This is a genomic window from Sphingobacterium bovisgrunnientis (assembly GCF_009829085.1).
In the GTDB taxonomy this organism is placed as follows: domain Bacteria; phylum Bacteroidota; class Bacteroidia; order Sphingobacteriales; family Sphingobacteriaceae; genus Sphingobacterium; species Sphingobacterium bovisgrunnientis.
The window spans coordinates 134,679-150,731 of the sequence record NZ_WUQY01000001.1; the positions used below are offsets into that span (position 1 = coordinate 134,679).

Annotated in this window: 16 protein-coding genes; 4 read left to right on the forward strand and 12 right to left on the reverse strand. The window is 35.4% G+C overall.

What is annotated here, in order from left to right; all coding sequences use genetic code 11:
- Positions 1-8: 8 nt before the first annotated feature.
- Together GOQ16_RS00400 and GOQ16_RS00405 are read left to right on the forward strand one after the other, a co-directional pair.
- A complete protein-coding gene (locus tag GOQ16_RS00400) occupies positions 9-1,631 on the forward strand; it encodes a RagB/SusD family nutrient uptake outer membrane protein (protein ID WP_160066830.1) in 1,623 nt (540 codons plus the stop codon).
- A 201-nt stretch (positions 1,632-1,832) separates the two neighbouring features.
- The gene (locus GOQ16_RS00405; RefSeq protein WP_160066832.1) at positions 1,833-2,987 is read left to right on the forward strand and encodes a glycoside hydrolase family 88/105 protein; all 1,155 of its coding nucleotides are present in this window, start codon (positions 1,833-1,835) and stop codon (positions 2,985-2,987) included.
- Positions 2,988-3,021: 34 nt separating this feature from the next.
- Here the strand turns inward: GOQ16_RS00405 and GOQ16_RS00410 are convergent, their stop codons facing one another.
- The 3 genes from GOQ16_RS00410 to GOQ16_RS00420 all read right to left on the reverse strand — a co-directional run bounded on the left by GOQ16_RS00410 (position 3,022) and on the right by GOQ16_RS00420 (position 5,196).
- Entirely contained in the window at positions 3,022-3,597 is a 576-nt protein-coding gene (locus GOQ16_RS00410) for a DUF4136 domain-containing protein (RefSeq protein WP_160066834.1), read from the reverse strand.
- Positions 3,598-3,660: 63 nt separating this feature from the next.
- A complete protein-coding gene (gene nadE, locus GOQ16_RS00415; RefSeq protein WP_160066836.1) occupies positions 3,661-4,449 on the reverse strand; it encodes an NAD(+) synthase in 789 nt (262 codons plus the stop codon).
- 93 nt (positions 4,450-4,542) lie between these two features.
- Positions 4,543-5,196, reverse strand: coding sequence for a porin family protein (locus GOQ16_RS00420; RefSeq protein WP_160066838.1), 654 nt, complete (start codon positions 5,194-5,196; stop codon positions 4,543-4,545).
- 47 nt (positions 5,197-5,243) lie between these two features.
- On the opposite strand from GOQ16_RS00420, the gene gldB reads away from it, so the two are divergent.
- Positions 5,244-6,281, forward strand: a complete 1,038-nt coding sequence (gene gldB / locus GOQ16_RS00425; RefSeq protein ID WP_160066840.1) for a gliding motility lipoprotein GldB — start codon at positions 5,244-5,246, stop codon at positions 6,279-6,281.
- Positions 6,282-6,314: 33 nt separating this feature from the next.
- Here the strand turns inward: gldB and GOQ16_RS00430 are convergent, their stop codons facing one another.
- The 7 genes from GOQ16_RS00430 to panC form a co-directional block, all read right to left on the reverse strand.
- Positions 6,315-6,908 carry an FKBP-type peptidyl-prolyl cis-trans isomerase gene (locus GOQ16_RS00430; protein ID WP_160066842.1) on the reverse strand — a complete coding sequence of 198 codons (594 nt, stop codon included), beginning with the start codon at positions 6,906-6,908 and terminating at the stop codon, positions 6,315-6,317.
- Between the two features lie 61 nt (positions 6,909-6,969).
- Positions 6,970-7,638 (reverse strand): FKBP-type peptidyl-prolyl cis-trans isomerase, encoded by a 669-nt coding sequence (locus tag GOQ16_RS00435; RefSeq protein WP_160066844.1) that lies wholly within the window; start codon positions 7,636-7,638, stop codon positions 6,970-6,972.
- 83 nt (positions 7,639-7,721) lie between these two features.
- A complete protein-coding gene (locus GOQ16_RS00440; RefSeq protein ID WP_160066846.1) occupies positions 7,722-8,210 on the reverse strand; it encodes a thioredoxin family protein in 489 nt (162 codons plus the stop codon).
- A gap of 17 nt (positions 8,211-8,227) precedes the next feature.
- Complete coding sequence (locus tag GOQ16_RS17985; RefSeq protein ID WP_160066848.1) at positions 8,228-10,468, reverse strand: TonB-dependent receptor; 2,241 nt, start codon at positions 10,466-10,468, stop codon at positions 8,228-8,230.
- A gap of 182 nt (positions 10,469-10,650) precedes the next feature.
- Entirely contained in the window at positions 10,651-11,013 is a 363-nt protein-coding gene (locus GOQ16_RS00450) for a DUF8478 family putative metalloprotein (RefSeq protein ID WP_240140933.1), read from the reverse strand.
- 13 nt (positions 11,014-11,026) lie between these two features.
- Complete coding sequence (panD, locus tag GOQ16_RS00455) at positions 11,027-11,377, reverse strand: aspartate 1-decarboxylase (protein WP_160066850.1); 351 nt, start codon at positions 11,375-11,377, stop codon at positions 11,027-11,029.
- Between the two features lie 39 nt (positions 11,378-11,416).
- Positions 11,417-12,268, reverse strand: coding sequence for a pantoate--beta-alanine ligase (panC, locus tag GOQ16_RS00460; RefSeq protein WP_160066852.1), 852 nt, complete (start codon positions 12,266-12,268; stop codon positions 11,417-11,419).
- Between the two features lie 146 nt (positions 12,269-12,414).
- On the opposite strand from panC, the gene GOQ16_RS00465 reads away from it, so the two are divergent.
- Positions 12,415-13,242, forward strand: coding sequence for a glycogen/starch synthase (locus tag GOQ16_RS00465; RefSeq protein WP_149913866.1), 828 nt, complete (start codon positions 12,415-12,417; stop codon positions 13,240-13,242).
- A gap of 62 nt (positions 13,243-13,304) precedes the next feature.
- On the opposite strand, the gene GOQ16_RS00470 is transcribed toward GOQ16_RS00465, so the two are convergent.
- Entirely contained in the window at positions 13,305-13,625 is a 321-nt protein-coding gene (locus GOQ16_RS00470; protein ID WP_149913867.1) for a DUF493 domain-containing protein, read from the reverse strand.
- A gap of 67 nt (positions 13,626-13,692) precedes the next feature.
- Positions 13,693-15,951 carry a GH92 family glycosyl hydrolase gene (locus tag GOQ16_RS00475; protein WP_160066854.1) on the reverse strand — a complete coding sequence of 753 codons (2,259 nt, stop codon included), beginning with the start codon at positions 15,949-15,951 and terminating at the stop codon, positions 13,693-13,695.
- Between the last annotated feature and the right edge of the window lie 102 nt (positions 15,952-16,053).

A 16,053-nucleotide genomic window follows, 5' to 3' on the forward strand; every position in this document is an offset into this window, starting at 1 on the left:
AAAATTTTATGAAACGATATATTATACATTTTTTATTGTTAGGAAGTATTGGTTTAGGATCTTGTTCCAAATACTTTGAGGTCGATACGCGTGACATGTTGCTGGATGAAGACTATGTTAGTGAAACAAATGAGTTATATTCGGGATATATAGGTGTAGCATCAAAAATGCAGGCTATAGCAGATCAAACTATATTTCTTAGCGATTTAAGATCTGATTTATTAGAACCTACACAGAATGCACCACAAGACCTTTGGGACATTTACAATTATAAAGAAGGTAAGGGAAATGAATTTGCAAATCCAAGTGGATATTATGACCTTATAATAAATGCAAACAATTATTTAAGCAAAGTTATAGCATATAAAAAATCCAATCCAAAAGCTATTGAAGATGCGGATTATAATGCTCTAGTTTCAGGAGCTATTCGATTTAAAGTGTGGACATATCTCACATTAGGAAAATTATATGGCAAGGTAGCTTATTTTGATAATCCCAATTTGACACTTTCGGACATTAGTACACTTCCTGTCATTACATTAGATGAGTTAATTCCTAGGTTATTAAATTTAATGGAGATTGGAGTTGAGGGAATAAATGGCTTGTATGAGACCAATTGGGCAAACATTTTATTTCCAGGTATTCCTACCAATCAGCAGGATCTAGTGTGGAATATGATATGTCCTTCTCCATTACCCTTATTGATGGAATTGCAGCTTTGGGCAAAACAATATGATAAAGTTGTAATGAATGGTATGAACTTTATTTATGATAATGGAAGTTCAAGATATAAAATAAGTAGTGACGATTACAATGGGGAATGGATACAAGTATTTACAAGAGATCCGATCACAAAAACCAGGGTGCTTATTAACATCGTGCCCTATGATTACGAGAGAAATCAAACAAATCGATTAATCAAGTACTTTTCAAATACTGCTCCATCAGTATATTATTTGAGACCTACAGAAGTAGCAATGGATCGGTATAGAAAACAAGTGCGTGCAGATGGACTTACCTTAGGTGATTTGTATCGTGGTGAAAATTATACTTATGCATTGCAAAACGGCGATTGGGTACTTCGTAAATATTCAAGAGACAGAGAGTCTGAGTCCGAAATATATAAAAATAATGTGCATGTTACTATCTATCGAGATGCTGATATTCATTTCTTCGTAATAGAAGCGCTCAACAATCTGGGAAAGTTTAAGGAAGCAGAGGCTTTATTAAATGATGGCATAAGTACATATCAAGATCTAAATGCTAACAATTTACAATACCCGTTTAACAATGAGGTTCAAACTACGCCTTTAAGGAGAAATTGGGGAATTCGTCGTCGCGTAGCTATGGGGAATGTTTTTCCAAAAGAATTGTCTAAAGCAGATCTTAGAACACAACAGGATTCTACAGACTATAAAAAAGCATTGGATAGGCTAATTGTAGAAGAAACTATGTTAGAGAGTGCAGGCGAAGCAAAGGCGTATGCTGCGATGATACGGATAGCAAAGCGTTGGAATGATAATTCAATATTAGCAGATGTGGTTTCAAAAAAATATGGAAGTCGCGAACAAGAAATTAGAAACCGACTTATGATTCCTGAAAATTGGTTTATCACATATCCTTTAGATTAAGGAAGTGTATGATATTTTATGGAAGGCATTTTCAATGAATTGAAAATGCCTTTTAGATATCTAAAAAGGATTACTTTGGAGGGTGTAAACACTATTTAATTAGAGGCTAATAAGATTGAATTTCTAATTCTTTCATACATAAGTTCTAAATATCTAGTGTTGAATTTTAGGCTCTTTTTGAAATAATAAGAATATATTTTAATGCGATTACTACTATCAATTTTTATAAGTGTGATTTACATCCAGACTGTTTCTGGGCAGAAAGTCTATCAGCATTTTGCTGATTCTGAGATGAAGAGGTTTCCAGAGGCATGGCAGTTGGATCATGGCAAAAGGCTTTACTTTGGCTATGGACAAGGTTTAGCCTGCTTAGCGATATTAAAAGTGTGGGAAGCAACGAATGACCAAAAGTATTTTGATTATGTAGAAAAATGGGCGGATACCATCATTAATTCAGATGGTAACATTCATTTATATAAATTAGAAACTTACAATATTGATTATATCAATCCCGGAAAAATCTTATTCACGCTCTATGAAAAGACAAAGAAGGAAAAATATAAATTAGCTATTGAATCCCTGATGCAACAATTAAAGGTGCATCCAAGAACTCATGAGGGCGCTTACTGGCATAAATTGATATATCCACATCAAATATGGTTAGATGGCGTCTATATGGCAGCTCCTTTTGTAGCGCAGTATGGTACATTTGTGGATAATACAAAATATTATGATGATGCAGTTAATCATGTCTTAGTGGCTGCCAAGAATACTTTTGATCCTAAATCAGGATTATATTATCACGCTTGGGATGAAAGCAAAAATCAATTGTGGGCAAACAAAATTACTGGACATTCCCCTAATTTTTGGGGTAGGAGTATTGGTTGGTTTTATATGGCTATGGTTGATGTTTTAGATTACATCCCTGAAAATCATGATCGCCGAAAAGAAGTTATTAATCTTATTCAAAATTTAGCTACTACTTTACAGAAGTACCAAGATAAGGATGGTTTATGGTGGCAAGTACTTGATAAACCTGGTGCTCCTAAAAATTACCAAGAGGCCTCTGTAAACACTATGTTTTTATATGCTTACACTAAGTCTATGAATAAAGGATATATTTCTAGGAGTTATGAAAATATAACAAGTAGGTTATTGAAAGGAATTAACAACAAATTATTAATTAAGGATGTTGGAAATACTCTTACATTGATTCATTGTAATGCTGTTGCTGGATTAGGAGGCAGTCCTTACCGAGATGGTAGTTATGAATATTATGTAAATGAACGTATCCGAGCAAATGATGCAAAATCTAATGCTCCTTTCATCATGGCTTGTGTTGAAGCGAACCATTAATAACAAATAGAAAAAGCTCCATCAGGAGCTATTTCTATTTGTTAATCTTTAACGGATACTGCTTCATGATTCCCTGTATCAATTTTGGTAATCCGTTTATTGCTTTTTCTGGATTATCTACTTCGGTAGTTCCACGTGCTTGCCAAATTACTGTTTTCTTATTGCGGTCTACCGCTTCCAAGATTAGATGACCATAGCGAATTCTTTCTTTGCCAACAGGATAAGATGGAGAATAAAAACCATAATAACCCCATGGACGATACCAGCCCCAAGGACCACCCCATCCAAAGCCATTGTGGTAGGATGAATAGACCATTCTACTTTTGTTGTTTACTATTGCTACATAACGAAACAGTACATCAGGGTTTTCCTTTGTATACGTTAATCCTCTATCCTCGATTTCTTTATTTGCAGTGGTCATAATATTGTGCTTTGCAATATCATTACTGAAGTAATCTTTTGATAAAGAATCGACAGGCGGTAACCAACCGTATGTTTTATATTGCGTAAAATCTAAATTTTGAACGCGCGTTGTATGATACCTGTTGGAAGAACAAGAAGCTAAGACCAACAGTACCAAAGCTGAAAATAATATACCAAAATTTTTCATAACTAAGCCAATTATATGCTGTTTGACAGTTAGATAATAGAAAAGTTTAAAATATTTTTTCAACTATTTCCATTCATCAGGAATTGCACATACAGGAATAGGTTGAATTTTGTGTTGCGCAGCTTTATGCATTCTATCAAATATTTTGAACACTTCTAAATCTCTGCCACTGTAGTCACTTTCGGTTTTTGTACCGTACTCTTTTTGTATTTTTTCTAATTCTGGATAAGTAGCACCGATTTGTTGTTCATCAGTACGTTCAGCATCCCATAGACCGTCCGTTGGTATCGCATTTTTGATGCTTTCTGGCAAATCAAGTGCACGAGCTAATGCATACACTTCGGTCTTATAAAGATCAGCTATTGGAGAAAGATCTATGCCACCGTCACCATATTTGGTATAGAAACCAATACCAAAGTCTTCCACTTTATTTCCTGTACCACATACTAATAGGGAATTGATTTGGCCATAATAGTAAAGAGACAACATACGTAAGCGTGATCTTGTATTTGCTAATGCTAAATCTCGATTAGGAATATCTTCTTGATTTGCATCAAAAATATTGGTTAATTCATCAAATGCAGAAGTCAAATCAAGATTAAATCCTCTTACATTCGAAAATTTTGATTTTAGATAATCGATATGCTCTGACGCACGGTCAACTTGATCGGCTTTTTGACGAATTGGCATTTGCAACACTAATACTTCTAAACCTGTCATCGCACACAGTGTCGAAACGACGCCAGAATCCACTCCACCAGATACACCTACTACAAATCCTTTTACTCTTGCTTGTTTCGCATAATCTTTTAGCCAGATTACAATTCTATCTATAATTTTTTCTGCTTGCATATTAGGAATCTTTTAAAATAAAACGAGGTTAATACGAATTTAAAGATAGAATTCGTATTAACCTCGTTTTTAATGTAATTTTTATAGAATCTTTTAAAAGAAAAGACCAAAATTAAGTGCTACATATGAAGTTTTTGGTTTTCCTTCTTTGATTGCTCTCGTAAATCCATTATTAAATGTCAAACCTGTCATTAAACCTAAGTTATCACTTAATTTCCACTCTTTACCGCCACCGATTTGTAGACCTAAACGGAATAAATCATCGCCATCGATTGATTGTTTCTTGTCCGCACCAGCCAGTTTTTCTTTTCCAGAAACTTTAAATCCAGTCGTGAAACCAAACTGACCATAAAATCTACCTGTTTCATCTTCAACAGATTTCAATTTAATAGTCAAAGGGATTTCTACATACTGCAAACGAATTTTATCTCTATCTACACCTGTACTAGGAAAATCTACCTTCGAAGCAATAGAATTGATTAATAAACCAGTAGAGAAATAGTAATTATCAGCAAATCCCAAATCTGCAACTAATCCATATGAAAAACCTGCTTTAGCACTTGCTTCATAATCATCATCATAACGCAACCAACCGATATTTGGATTTATCGAAAGACCTAAACGGAAGTTTTTATCTTCAGAAGTGTTTTGAGTACGTGTGTAGTAATCTTGCGCATTAACTTTCGTAGTGAATAATAGAGCTAATGCCACTAATGCCGCAAATGTAGTTTTTGTAAAATTTAGCATACTTATATTATTAGTTTTAAATTTATGGTCTTAACTTCGTTGTACTGATGAAACTCAAACCACTACAAAAGTATTTCTTTTTTTTAATAGTTACTATAGTATCTTGTCGTGAAACAACTACAATAAATCGACATGATGTAGGACACATTGAGGTAGACATTCATATCGAGCGATTTGATAAGGAACTTGCTAGCCTCAAATTGGAAGATATTTCCAAAATGAACAACCAATGGCAACAAAAGTATGGTTCGTTTTACACGAATTATATGCAAGATATGTTGCAGATTGGTCATCCCCAAGACTCTTCACGAATTAAGGAAAGTTTAGCCCAAATACTAAAACAAAAAGATTTTATTGATTTAAATAAGGCTGTTGCTAAAGTTTACCCTGCTTTGGATAGACAAGAGAAGGAATTGTCAAAAGCTTTTAAATATATTAAGCACTATTTTCCAACTTATGATATACCTCGGATAATATCGTATGTGAGTGGCTTTGCTTTTCAGACACCACTAGGTGATAATTATATAGGTATTGGTTTGGATATGTTCTTGGGGGCTGATTCGGAATTTTATCCAGCGCTTGTGCAGTCTATCCCTTTGTACATTTCTATACGATTTACACCCGAAAATATTACACCTCGGGTTATAGAAGCCATATTGCGCGAAGAACTTTATCCGCATCCTGAAAATACACAAAATACATTGCAACATATGATCTACAATGGTAAGATATTGTATGGGATGGATATTATGCTAGAAAATGTCTCGGATGATTTAAAAATTGGGTACACTAAGGAGCAGATACAATGGGCTCAAAAATACCAAAGCGATATATGGACTTGGTTTCTACAAGAAAACCTGTTGTACAGTACCGATATGTTGCGTATTCAAAAATACTTTACTGAAGCACCCTTTACACCAGAACTGGGGGAGAAGAATGAATCTGCACCAAAACTTGGATCGTATATGGGCTGGATGATGGTTCGCAAATTTATGGATAGAAATCCTTCGCTGTCGTTGACCGATTTATTCGCAATCGAAGATGCGCAGGAAATTTTGGAAGGTTCGAAATATAAAGGAAAATAAAAATGGTCAATCTTTTAAGATTGACCATTTTTATTATTGGACATCATCTTTGATGTCTATCACTTCGATTTCAAAAAACAGTGGAGAATTAGCTGGAATAGAACCCCTGCTTGTATTCCCATATGCATAATAAGACGGTGTAATTATTCGTATAATGCTTCCTTTTTTTAACCCTCGAGCTGTTAAGCCGCCAAATTCTGATGCCCCTATACTTTTTGGTATAAAACTAAAATACCAAGCAGGTATTAGTTGATCTAGCTTACTTACTAATGGCTCTGATTTATCTAAATTTGAATCAAAAACGATATTATTGGAAATTAATTTTCCTGTATATCGCACTGTTATTGTTGGTATTTGAACAGTCTTAACTGTTTGCCCATAATTATTAACGACATCTATAGTTTTGTATTCATAACTATTATCATCACCTTGCTCTACCACCTCATACCAAATACCTGTCTCATCATTTGAGTAAACCATATTTGGATAATTTGTGTTGGCGTATGATTTTATAATAGGCTTTTCAGTTTCGAATTGAGCAATAGGGTCAAACATTTCTTCCTTTGCACATGAAAGAAATAAGAATGAGAGTATTGTAAGGTAAAATATTGGTCTTAAAAAATTCATGCTTCTAAATTAATAAAAAAGAGATAAAATAGTAATGTTTTATCTCTTTTTTATTGTTTTGTTACTGAATATCTAAAATTTCAAATTCATATACTAAAGGGGCGTTAGCAGGGATGTTTTTCGAAGTTAAGCCCTGAACTCCATAGGCATATATAGAAGGAACTATCACTCTAATTTTAGTACCTTTTTTTACACCATCTTTAGTTAATCCAACATAATTAATGTCCTGACCATTTACTTTATATTTAGCTGGAAATAAAGCTACAACCCAAGCTGACGTAAAAATATTATTGCTATTCGATAAAGACAAATTATAATTTGATCCTTCAAGATCCGATAAAACAGGCGTTTCGCTTGTCAATAGATTTACTTTATACTTCAATTTCCAAGTTGGGTATAAAACACCATTTTGACTAGCGTTCAATTTGTATTCATAAGAATTATCCGTTGCTGGAGAAATAATTTCATACCAAATACCTCTTTTTACACTTTTTTCTAAATACTGAAAATAGTGTTTGGTTGTATCTTCAATAGCGTTAGCTCCGAAATTATTACTTACGTACGCTTCAATAATTGATTTTTGTGCAGTGAATAAAGAATCTTGTTTTCTTTCCTCTTTTTTTGCGGCCTCTATTTGTTCTTCATAATTGAAATCATCGGATTTATTACAAGAAGTGAATGTCGTTGCTAATAATGCAAATGCAGTAAGTAAGCCTAATAAGTTTTTCATAAGAATATTAAAATAGTTTATAGGTATAAAACGCCTCATAAGGACATTTTGCTACAAAGAAATTAAAATATTTTTCTTTTTCACTATTTATTTTTGAAAGTTTCGACGATAGCGTCTAATAAATCATTAAGTTGCTGCGGATTAAGAAGGCCATTATGCCTAAAGATTGGCTGATATTGTTTGTCTAATAACACCCATGATGGGTATGAAATTTTGTTGCTGCCATTCAATACAAAAACCAATTCATGTGTCCCAATGTTGATACCAGTAGGCTTGTACACGTACTCTTTGTTTTGAAATTTGATTTTGTCTTTGCTTTCAGCATCAAAATCTACAAAATAAAAAAGATCAGACTTTTGTTTAAAGTTCTCGTTTCTTTGGATTTGATGATGTTGCATAGCGCAGTATTGACACCAATCTGTAGAAAGTAAAACTAAGATAGGTTTAGGCTGTTTCGCCATCATACTATCTATTTGTTCAATTTTAGTTGGTAAAATTTGTGCATGACTTAATTGCCATGCACAAATGAATAATATAACTATAAGAAACCGACTTAAATATCTTGTTCCCATAATTCTGTGTTTTTTTTCTAAAATAAATTATACCGCACACCCAAGAAACCGCGGATACCTTGGTTCGGACCGTAAACATAACTTGGATCGAACGGCAATAAATTAGGGTCATCTATTCTTTCGAATGGATCATGTGCTCTTGATATAATTTCGATTCCACCTTTAGTAGGTGTCCAATTCAATAGATTTTTGACACCACCAAATATTTCTAAACCATTATTAAAATGTTTGGTCAACTGAATATTTTGAATACTCCAAGCTTTTGATTTATCTGGACGAGGATCTTGAATTCCGCCTTCCACACTCAAAGTTGGTAAGCGCATTGCGCCAATTATATTTCCGGTATAATCAATGCTCAGATTAGCGCGTTTAAGTTTATAACCAATTGTCCAAGTTCCCATCACTTTCTCGGTTAACATTTGCCATTCTTTGATGTTATTTTCTACACTATATACATCCATTACTGTGGCGCCTATCATAGCTTTTAGACCGCTCGTGTGTGCCCAATCTAAGTTTAGGGATAACCCTTTAGATACGGCATGTCCATCTAGATTCGCATAGATGATTTGATTGACGTTAGTTTCGTAGTCAGGAATAATTTTATTATCAAAATACGTGTAAAATGCACTCGCATCTAGAGCAAATACAGATCCGCCATCCATATAGAACTTCTTGATATAATTAAGATTTCCGTTCCAAGATGTCTCTGGTTTAAGGTCGCCAACGAATATCACATCACGTGCCCCAGTCAGCGCAGCATGGTCTTCGGTAAAAATGTTTGCTACACGATAGCCGTTACCCACACCTAGACGAAGAACTTGTGTATTGTCGCGTGAATTCCATTTGTAGTTAATGCGCGGTGATAGAATAGTACCGTGTAGTGAATTATAATCCAGACGTGCACCCAACAAAAGTTTATGCTGTGCATGTAATGTGATTTCATCTTGTACAAAGATACCTGGCAAATGCGTGTTTGATGGTTTAGCAGTCGCTGCGGTATTGTCATTATAATACGTATAGCGATACGCTAGCCCCGTCAAAATATCGTGATTTTGGATTTCTTTACGCCAAGTCAATTGACCGAAAGCAATTTTTTGATCTGCCAAATATTTTGTTTCACCGTATACACTGTTTTGGTCATGACCATTTACACTGAAAGTGAAAGTTAAATTTTCTAATGTTGGCAAATCATACGCGCCCATCATTTCCCAACGTTTGGTGTAGATGCTTTCCCCGTACACCTCATTTCCACCTCGGTATTGTCTACTCCAATTCATCTCTCCACCCCAACGGTCTTCGTACACGTATCGACCCGCAAGTGTGAACACCTTATTGTCTTTACGAGAAAAGTTCCATTTATTAAATACCGAGAATCGTTGTTGCAAAGTTACGTCCGTGAAATTATCGCCATTCTTGTCAATAGGATTATTGTAGTTAAAGTAGTTGGCACCGATTAATGACTGCGCTGTACCTACATTCACTTTACCTCCTAAATCCAAATTGTATTCTTGCCAAGAAGTACCCATTGTTTCCAAATTGAAAGTAGGTGCAGAACTTGGGCTTTTTGTGATGATATTGATTAATCCGCCGACAGCTTCACTTCCATAAAGCGTAGAAGCTGGGCCTTTCACAATTTCTACTCTTTCGATTAAGGCTTGAGGAATACCGTTCAACCCGTATACGGTAGAAAGTCCTGATACAATGGGCAATCCATCAATCAAGACCATTGTATATGGCCCTTCTAAACCGTTGATATGAATGTCTCCAGTATTACATACGCTACAGTTGATTTGTGGGCGAACGCCATTTATATTTTGTAATGATTCGAAAATCGTAGGTGCAGGATTGGCTTGGAAAAACTTAGAAGTAAAAACCTCGACTGGAATAGGGCTGTCTAATTTTGAAACTTGTTTTAATGTACCAGAGACAACAACCTCCTCCAAATTACGGTTGTCATTTTCTAAAAGTATTTCAATTCCATTTTGATAATCTGCTTCCACAATATCTTTCTTGATTGTCAAAAATCCGACGGCACGCACCGCTAACTTTGTTTTTCCTGTTGGTATGTGTAATGAAAATTGTCCCGCATTATCTGTCGAAATCGCCACTTTAGTTCCATCTATCGAAACAGTTGCATTTTCGATTGGATTTCCATCTGAATCCTTAATCGTTCCTTTTAATGTGTTTTGTGCATGAAGAATAAAAGCGACGCTAACTAAAAGCACAGTAAGCATACCACTTTTTATGTGTATTGACATAGATAAATTTCTTGTTTAAGATTAGTAAAATGTTCGGTTATTGAATGCCATTAACAAAGCTATCAGAACTACACATTAGGTGTAATTCCAAAGCAGAAGAATAGCATCAATTTAATTTTTGATTTTAATCAAAAATGTCAAATCACAAACCATAATTATAGCTTGCAACATGTAAAGAATCATTAAACAAGAGTGGGAGGGCCACGCAAGTAAGCGTGAAATATGGTGACAGTATTTAAAATGCTGCTGTATGAAGTTTCATTTTTAAGGGAGAATTCGGAGATAATTGGATCTTCAAAAGTAATGAAATCACTTTCAATGAATGTGCCTTGGAAAAGTATATCCAAAAAGTGAATCTCCGCGTCACTTTTGTGCTGATGTTTATGTTTGTTGGTAAAATCATAAGGGTGAATGTGCGTGACAATTTCACCTTTTGAAGTCACCTCTTTGTGCATAAATACTACTCCGCTTATCACAATTAACGTCATCCAACACGCTAATAGTGAGGCGATGAGTCTGCGATATGTTGAAATAGTATTTATCACAAATGCTATATGCTTATTTTATTAGTCTATTATTATCGTCAGGGAAAACCAATCTCGGTTTGTGCGCTCTAGCTTCCTCTCTATCCATCAAGGCATAAGAAATAATGATTACGATATCACCAACTTGCACCATTCGCGCCGCCGCACCATTCAAACAGATTGTCCCTGTTCCACGTTCTCCAGGTATCACATAAGTTTCTAACCTTGCGCCGTTATTGTTATTTACGATTTGTACCTTCTCATTAGCAAGTATATCTGCTGCATCCATCAAATCTTCATCGATGGTAATACTTCCAACATAATTCAATTCGGCTTGTGTGACACGTGCACGGTGAATTTTGGATTTCATTACTTCAATCATCATATTGCAAAGTTACGCTTTATATTTAAAATCTAAATGTCATTAATCGTTCAACAACATGTTGTCTATGAGCCGAACGCCCTCTATCCAAACCACAACATGTGCTACATACTGCTTGTCTGCTTCGACGAATTCTGCTTTTTCCAGTGTACGCGTCTCGCTAATAGCAAAGTATTCTAATTCGATTGCAGGATCTGCAGCAATCATATCTTCTGCTATCTTTTGCAATTCGGCAGGTGTAACATTTTCATTGAAGGCATGTTTTACTGTATTCAAGGTGTTGAAAAGAACTAAAGCCTTCGTTTTTCCTTCTTCGGAAAGTCGCGCATTTCTCGAGCTTAACGCCAGTCCTTTCTCACTGCGGATAATAGGGCATATGATAAGTTCAACGTTCAAATCTTTGATTTCGATCATGCGCTGAATCACCATGACCTGCTGAAAATCTTTTTGCCCAAAACAAGCTACGTCTGGATTTACAAGTTTGAATAATTTGTAAACGATCTGCGTAACGCCTTGAAAATGCCCTGGTCGTTGTGCGCCTTCCCAGATTTGATCAAGTCTCCCCAGATCAATGTGCCATTCTTCATTTGTCCTCGGATACATTTCTTCGACCGAAGGGAGGAATAAAATATCACAACCCTGTTCTTCTAAAAGTTTAATGTCTTTTTCTATAGGTCGAGGATATTTTTCTAAGTCTTTTGGATCGTTGAATTGGGTAGGGTTTACGAAGATACTACATACCACTAAATCGGCGTGTTTTTTTGCTTCAACAATCAGAGACATATGTCCTTCATGAAGTGCGCCCATGGTAGGAACTAAAGCTATTTTCTGCTGTTGCGCACGCGGCTGAATAAGGTAGTCGCGAAGTGCTTTTTGGGTATTGAAAATTTCCATATCGGTATGGGTAAAATAGGGCGCAAAATTGCATAATAAATTTGTAATTAGAAAGCTATAAATTACAAAGAATTGTAAAATCTGTTTATTATTCGTATCTTTGTAGACCGATTTTACTGTTCAAATAATAAAAAAAACAATTGGAGATGGCTAAAACGAAAATATTGTTTATTACCCACGAGATGTCGCCTTTCCTTGAAATAAGTAAAATTTCTGAAATAACACGCCAATTACCACAAGCAATGCAAGAAAAAGGATTTGAAATTCGAATTCTAATGCCACGTTTTGGTAATATTAATGAGCGCAGAAATCGTCTACACGAGGTGATAAGGTTGTCGGGAATGAATATAGTGGTGGATAATAACGATAATCCATTAATCATTAAAGTAGCATCATTGCCAGCGGCACGTATGCAGGTTTATTTCTTAGATAATGAGGAATACTTCCAACGTAAAAAGGTGTTCAGAGATGAAAGTGGAAAATTCTTTGAGGACAATAACGAGCGTTCGTTATTCTTCTGTAAAGGAGCACTTGAGACTGTTAAGAAATTAGGATGGTCTCCAGATGTAGTACACTGTCATGGCTGGTTCACAGCAATGATTCCATTGTACTTGAAAAAAGTGTATCACAATGACCCTACATTCAAAGATGCGAAAGTATTCTATTCGTTGTTCAATGAAGATGCTGACTTTGGTCAAGATACATTGACTGCGAAGTATGGTGAATTGGCAGCACAAGAAGACGTAAGTGCAGAAGATGCTGCAGTGTACGGTTCAGGAAGCTATGCGGATGTGTACAAAGGTGCATTGACGTATACAGATATCGTCGTGAAAGCTGATGATAACTTGAATGCTGAGGTATTGAAATTTGTTGAAGAACAAAACATTCGTGTATTCTCACCTGAATCTGCAGAAGATTACGAAGGATTCTCTACATTGTATGAAGAGTTTGCTTCAGAAGAAGTAGAAGCGTAATATCACTTAGGTGATTTTAACATAAAAAAGGCTTTCCGAATTCGGAAAGCCTTTTTTATGTGTTATAACATAATTACTTTTTCAATTGCGGCGACTTTTTTGTAGTAATCGACTACAGCATCCGCAGAATTTACATAAGTTTCCACTGTTAAAGAATTGTATTTTCCTGTTGAAGATTCTTTGATTGAGATCTTTGTGCTAGGATGATCAAATATCTTCTCTACATCTTCTCTTTTATTTTCTATTACTGGTAAAATAAATTTAAAGGTATAGATAGAAGGAAATTGTTCTATATCAATTAATTTTTGCCTGAAGCTGTTGTAAAAATCAGCACCATTGTTGTCATTTATATCTGTGATGTTGATGTTGTTGAAGTCACTCATTGTAATATCCTTTCTATTTCTTTCGGGTATATAGGCAATTTGCGTGCCGTTGCTATTATGGCAGTGCTTAAGGACGAAATGTCTTATTTGAGCCGAACTTTTTGTTTGGTTTGGCAGACATTTCGAATACTAATTCCCCACCGTTGATGATGTCATTATGCGTGATAAAGCTGTTTTCGTGGTTTTTTCCGTTGAGTGTTACTTTATTTATGTAAATGTTGTTTTTACCGTGTTTTTTGACCTTAATATGAAATTTCTTTCCGCTAGATAAATTAATTGAAGCTTGTTCCATTAACGGTGAACCAAATACATATTTGCCATCCATTGGATTTGCTGGGTAAATACCCATCGAAGAGAATACATACCAAGCACTCATCTGACCGACATCATCATTGCCGCATAGTCCAGTAGGTTCATTGGTGTAATATTTAGTCATTGCTTCATGAACCAGTGCTGCACCTTTCCATTGTTCACCTGCATACGCATATAGATATGGAACATGATGATTGGGTTCGTTACCTTGAGCGTATTGCCCAATCATCCCCGAGATGTCCGGTGAGGCATCGTCCAAATATTCTGGTAAGGCAATAAATTCATCCAATTTATTTATGAAATTCTTTTCTCCACCGAATAGATTAATCAATCCGTGTACATCTTGCGGTACGAGCCAAGTATATTGCCATGCATTTCCTTCGCAATAATCATTTGCACGGTGTTTTGCCATGAGCGGATCAAATGGTCTTCTGAAATTGCCGTTTTCATGACGTCCCACAAAGTGACCCACTTCTTTATCAAAATATTGCTCGTACAATTTATAACGTTTTTCGAAATAAGAAGCATCTTCAGTTTTGCCCAAAAATTTGGCAGCTTGGTAGGCTCCAAAGTCTGCAATAGCATATTCTAAAGCCCATGCTACAGATTCGTGATCCATGTATTCGATTGGAATATGTTTCAAATCACGGACATATTTCAATCCGAAATCTGTGCCCATTGCTGTTGTTTTTATTGCTTCGTAAGCTAACTCTAGTTCGTTTTTGTCTACTATTCCTTTCAAAATTGCATCAGCAATCACAGGAATAGCTGGTAGGCCTACCATGGTATTTGTTTCATTAGCCCACAAGTGCCACACTGGGAGTTTTCCTTGTTGCTGGTAAATTTTCAGCATGGAACTCACATAGTCTTTACTTTTTGTTTCCTCTAGAATAGTCATGAGAGGATGTAATGCACGATACGTGTCCCAAAGCGAAAATACCGTATAATTCTGATGGCTTTTGTCGTTGTAAACTTGCTTATCTGTTCCAATATAATCACCGTTTACATCGCTAAATACTGTAGGAGCGAAGTAAGAATGATATAAAGCAGTGTAGAATATAGTTTTTGTATTATCATCCGCTTTGAAGTATATTTTGCCTAAAGCTTGATTCCATTTTGATTTAGCATTGTTTTTAGCTTTTTCGAAATCCCAATATGGAATTTCTGCTGCTATATTTTCTAATGCATTTACCGTACTAACTGGCGAAATGCCGACCTTTAGTTCCACCGATTTCGTAGGATCAATAGAAAGAATTGCTTTTATTCCTAAACCCTTTGCTATTTGGTATCCAGTCACAGCGGAGCTGTCGTTGTACAAATCTACTTTAGTGAATTTTGTATTTGATTTTATAGCAAAATATATTTTTTGATCGTTAGCCCATCCTGTAGAGAATCTGTAGCCTACGATAGTGGAATCATTAACGACTTTCAGGTAGGTGTCTGTAGGTTTATCCCAATTCATCTTGAAAGACAGGTCTATCAATAAGTGTGGGTTGTCCTTTTTGTTAAAAGTATATTTGTGGTATCCAACTCGTTCGGAAGACGTTAATTCTGCCAAGATATCGTAATCTTCCAATAATACTTTATAATATCCTGGAGATACACATTCATTCGCTTTGCTAATCTTAGATCCGTATCCTTCATTCATATTATTAAACGGTGCTTGATGGATATGATGTTTACCATTAGCTGGTAAAATCAAAATGTCGTTTAGGTCTCCAATGCCCGTTCCACTCAAATGGGTGTGGGTAAAACCTAGGACTTCTTCACTTTTGTAATTATAGCCACTACACCAATCCCAGCCATTGAATTTGTCCCATGTTTGCGATATTTGGCTTGGTCCTAATTGTACAGCGCCATTGGGCACATTTGCGCCTACAAAAACGTGTCCGTGGTCTGCAGAACCAATATATGGATTAACAAATTGGGTGAAATCCGTTTGTTGTGCATTCAGAATTGAACTGGAAGAAATGGATACAAATACAGCCAACGCTGATCTAAATATCTTTCTCATAATAGGTTTTAAATTAAAATGTACTAAAATTGTTGTAAGATAAAACCTTTTAGCAAATATAACATCATTTTATTTCACAATTTTTGAAAGATTTGATTAGAT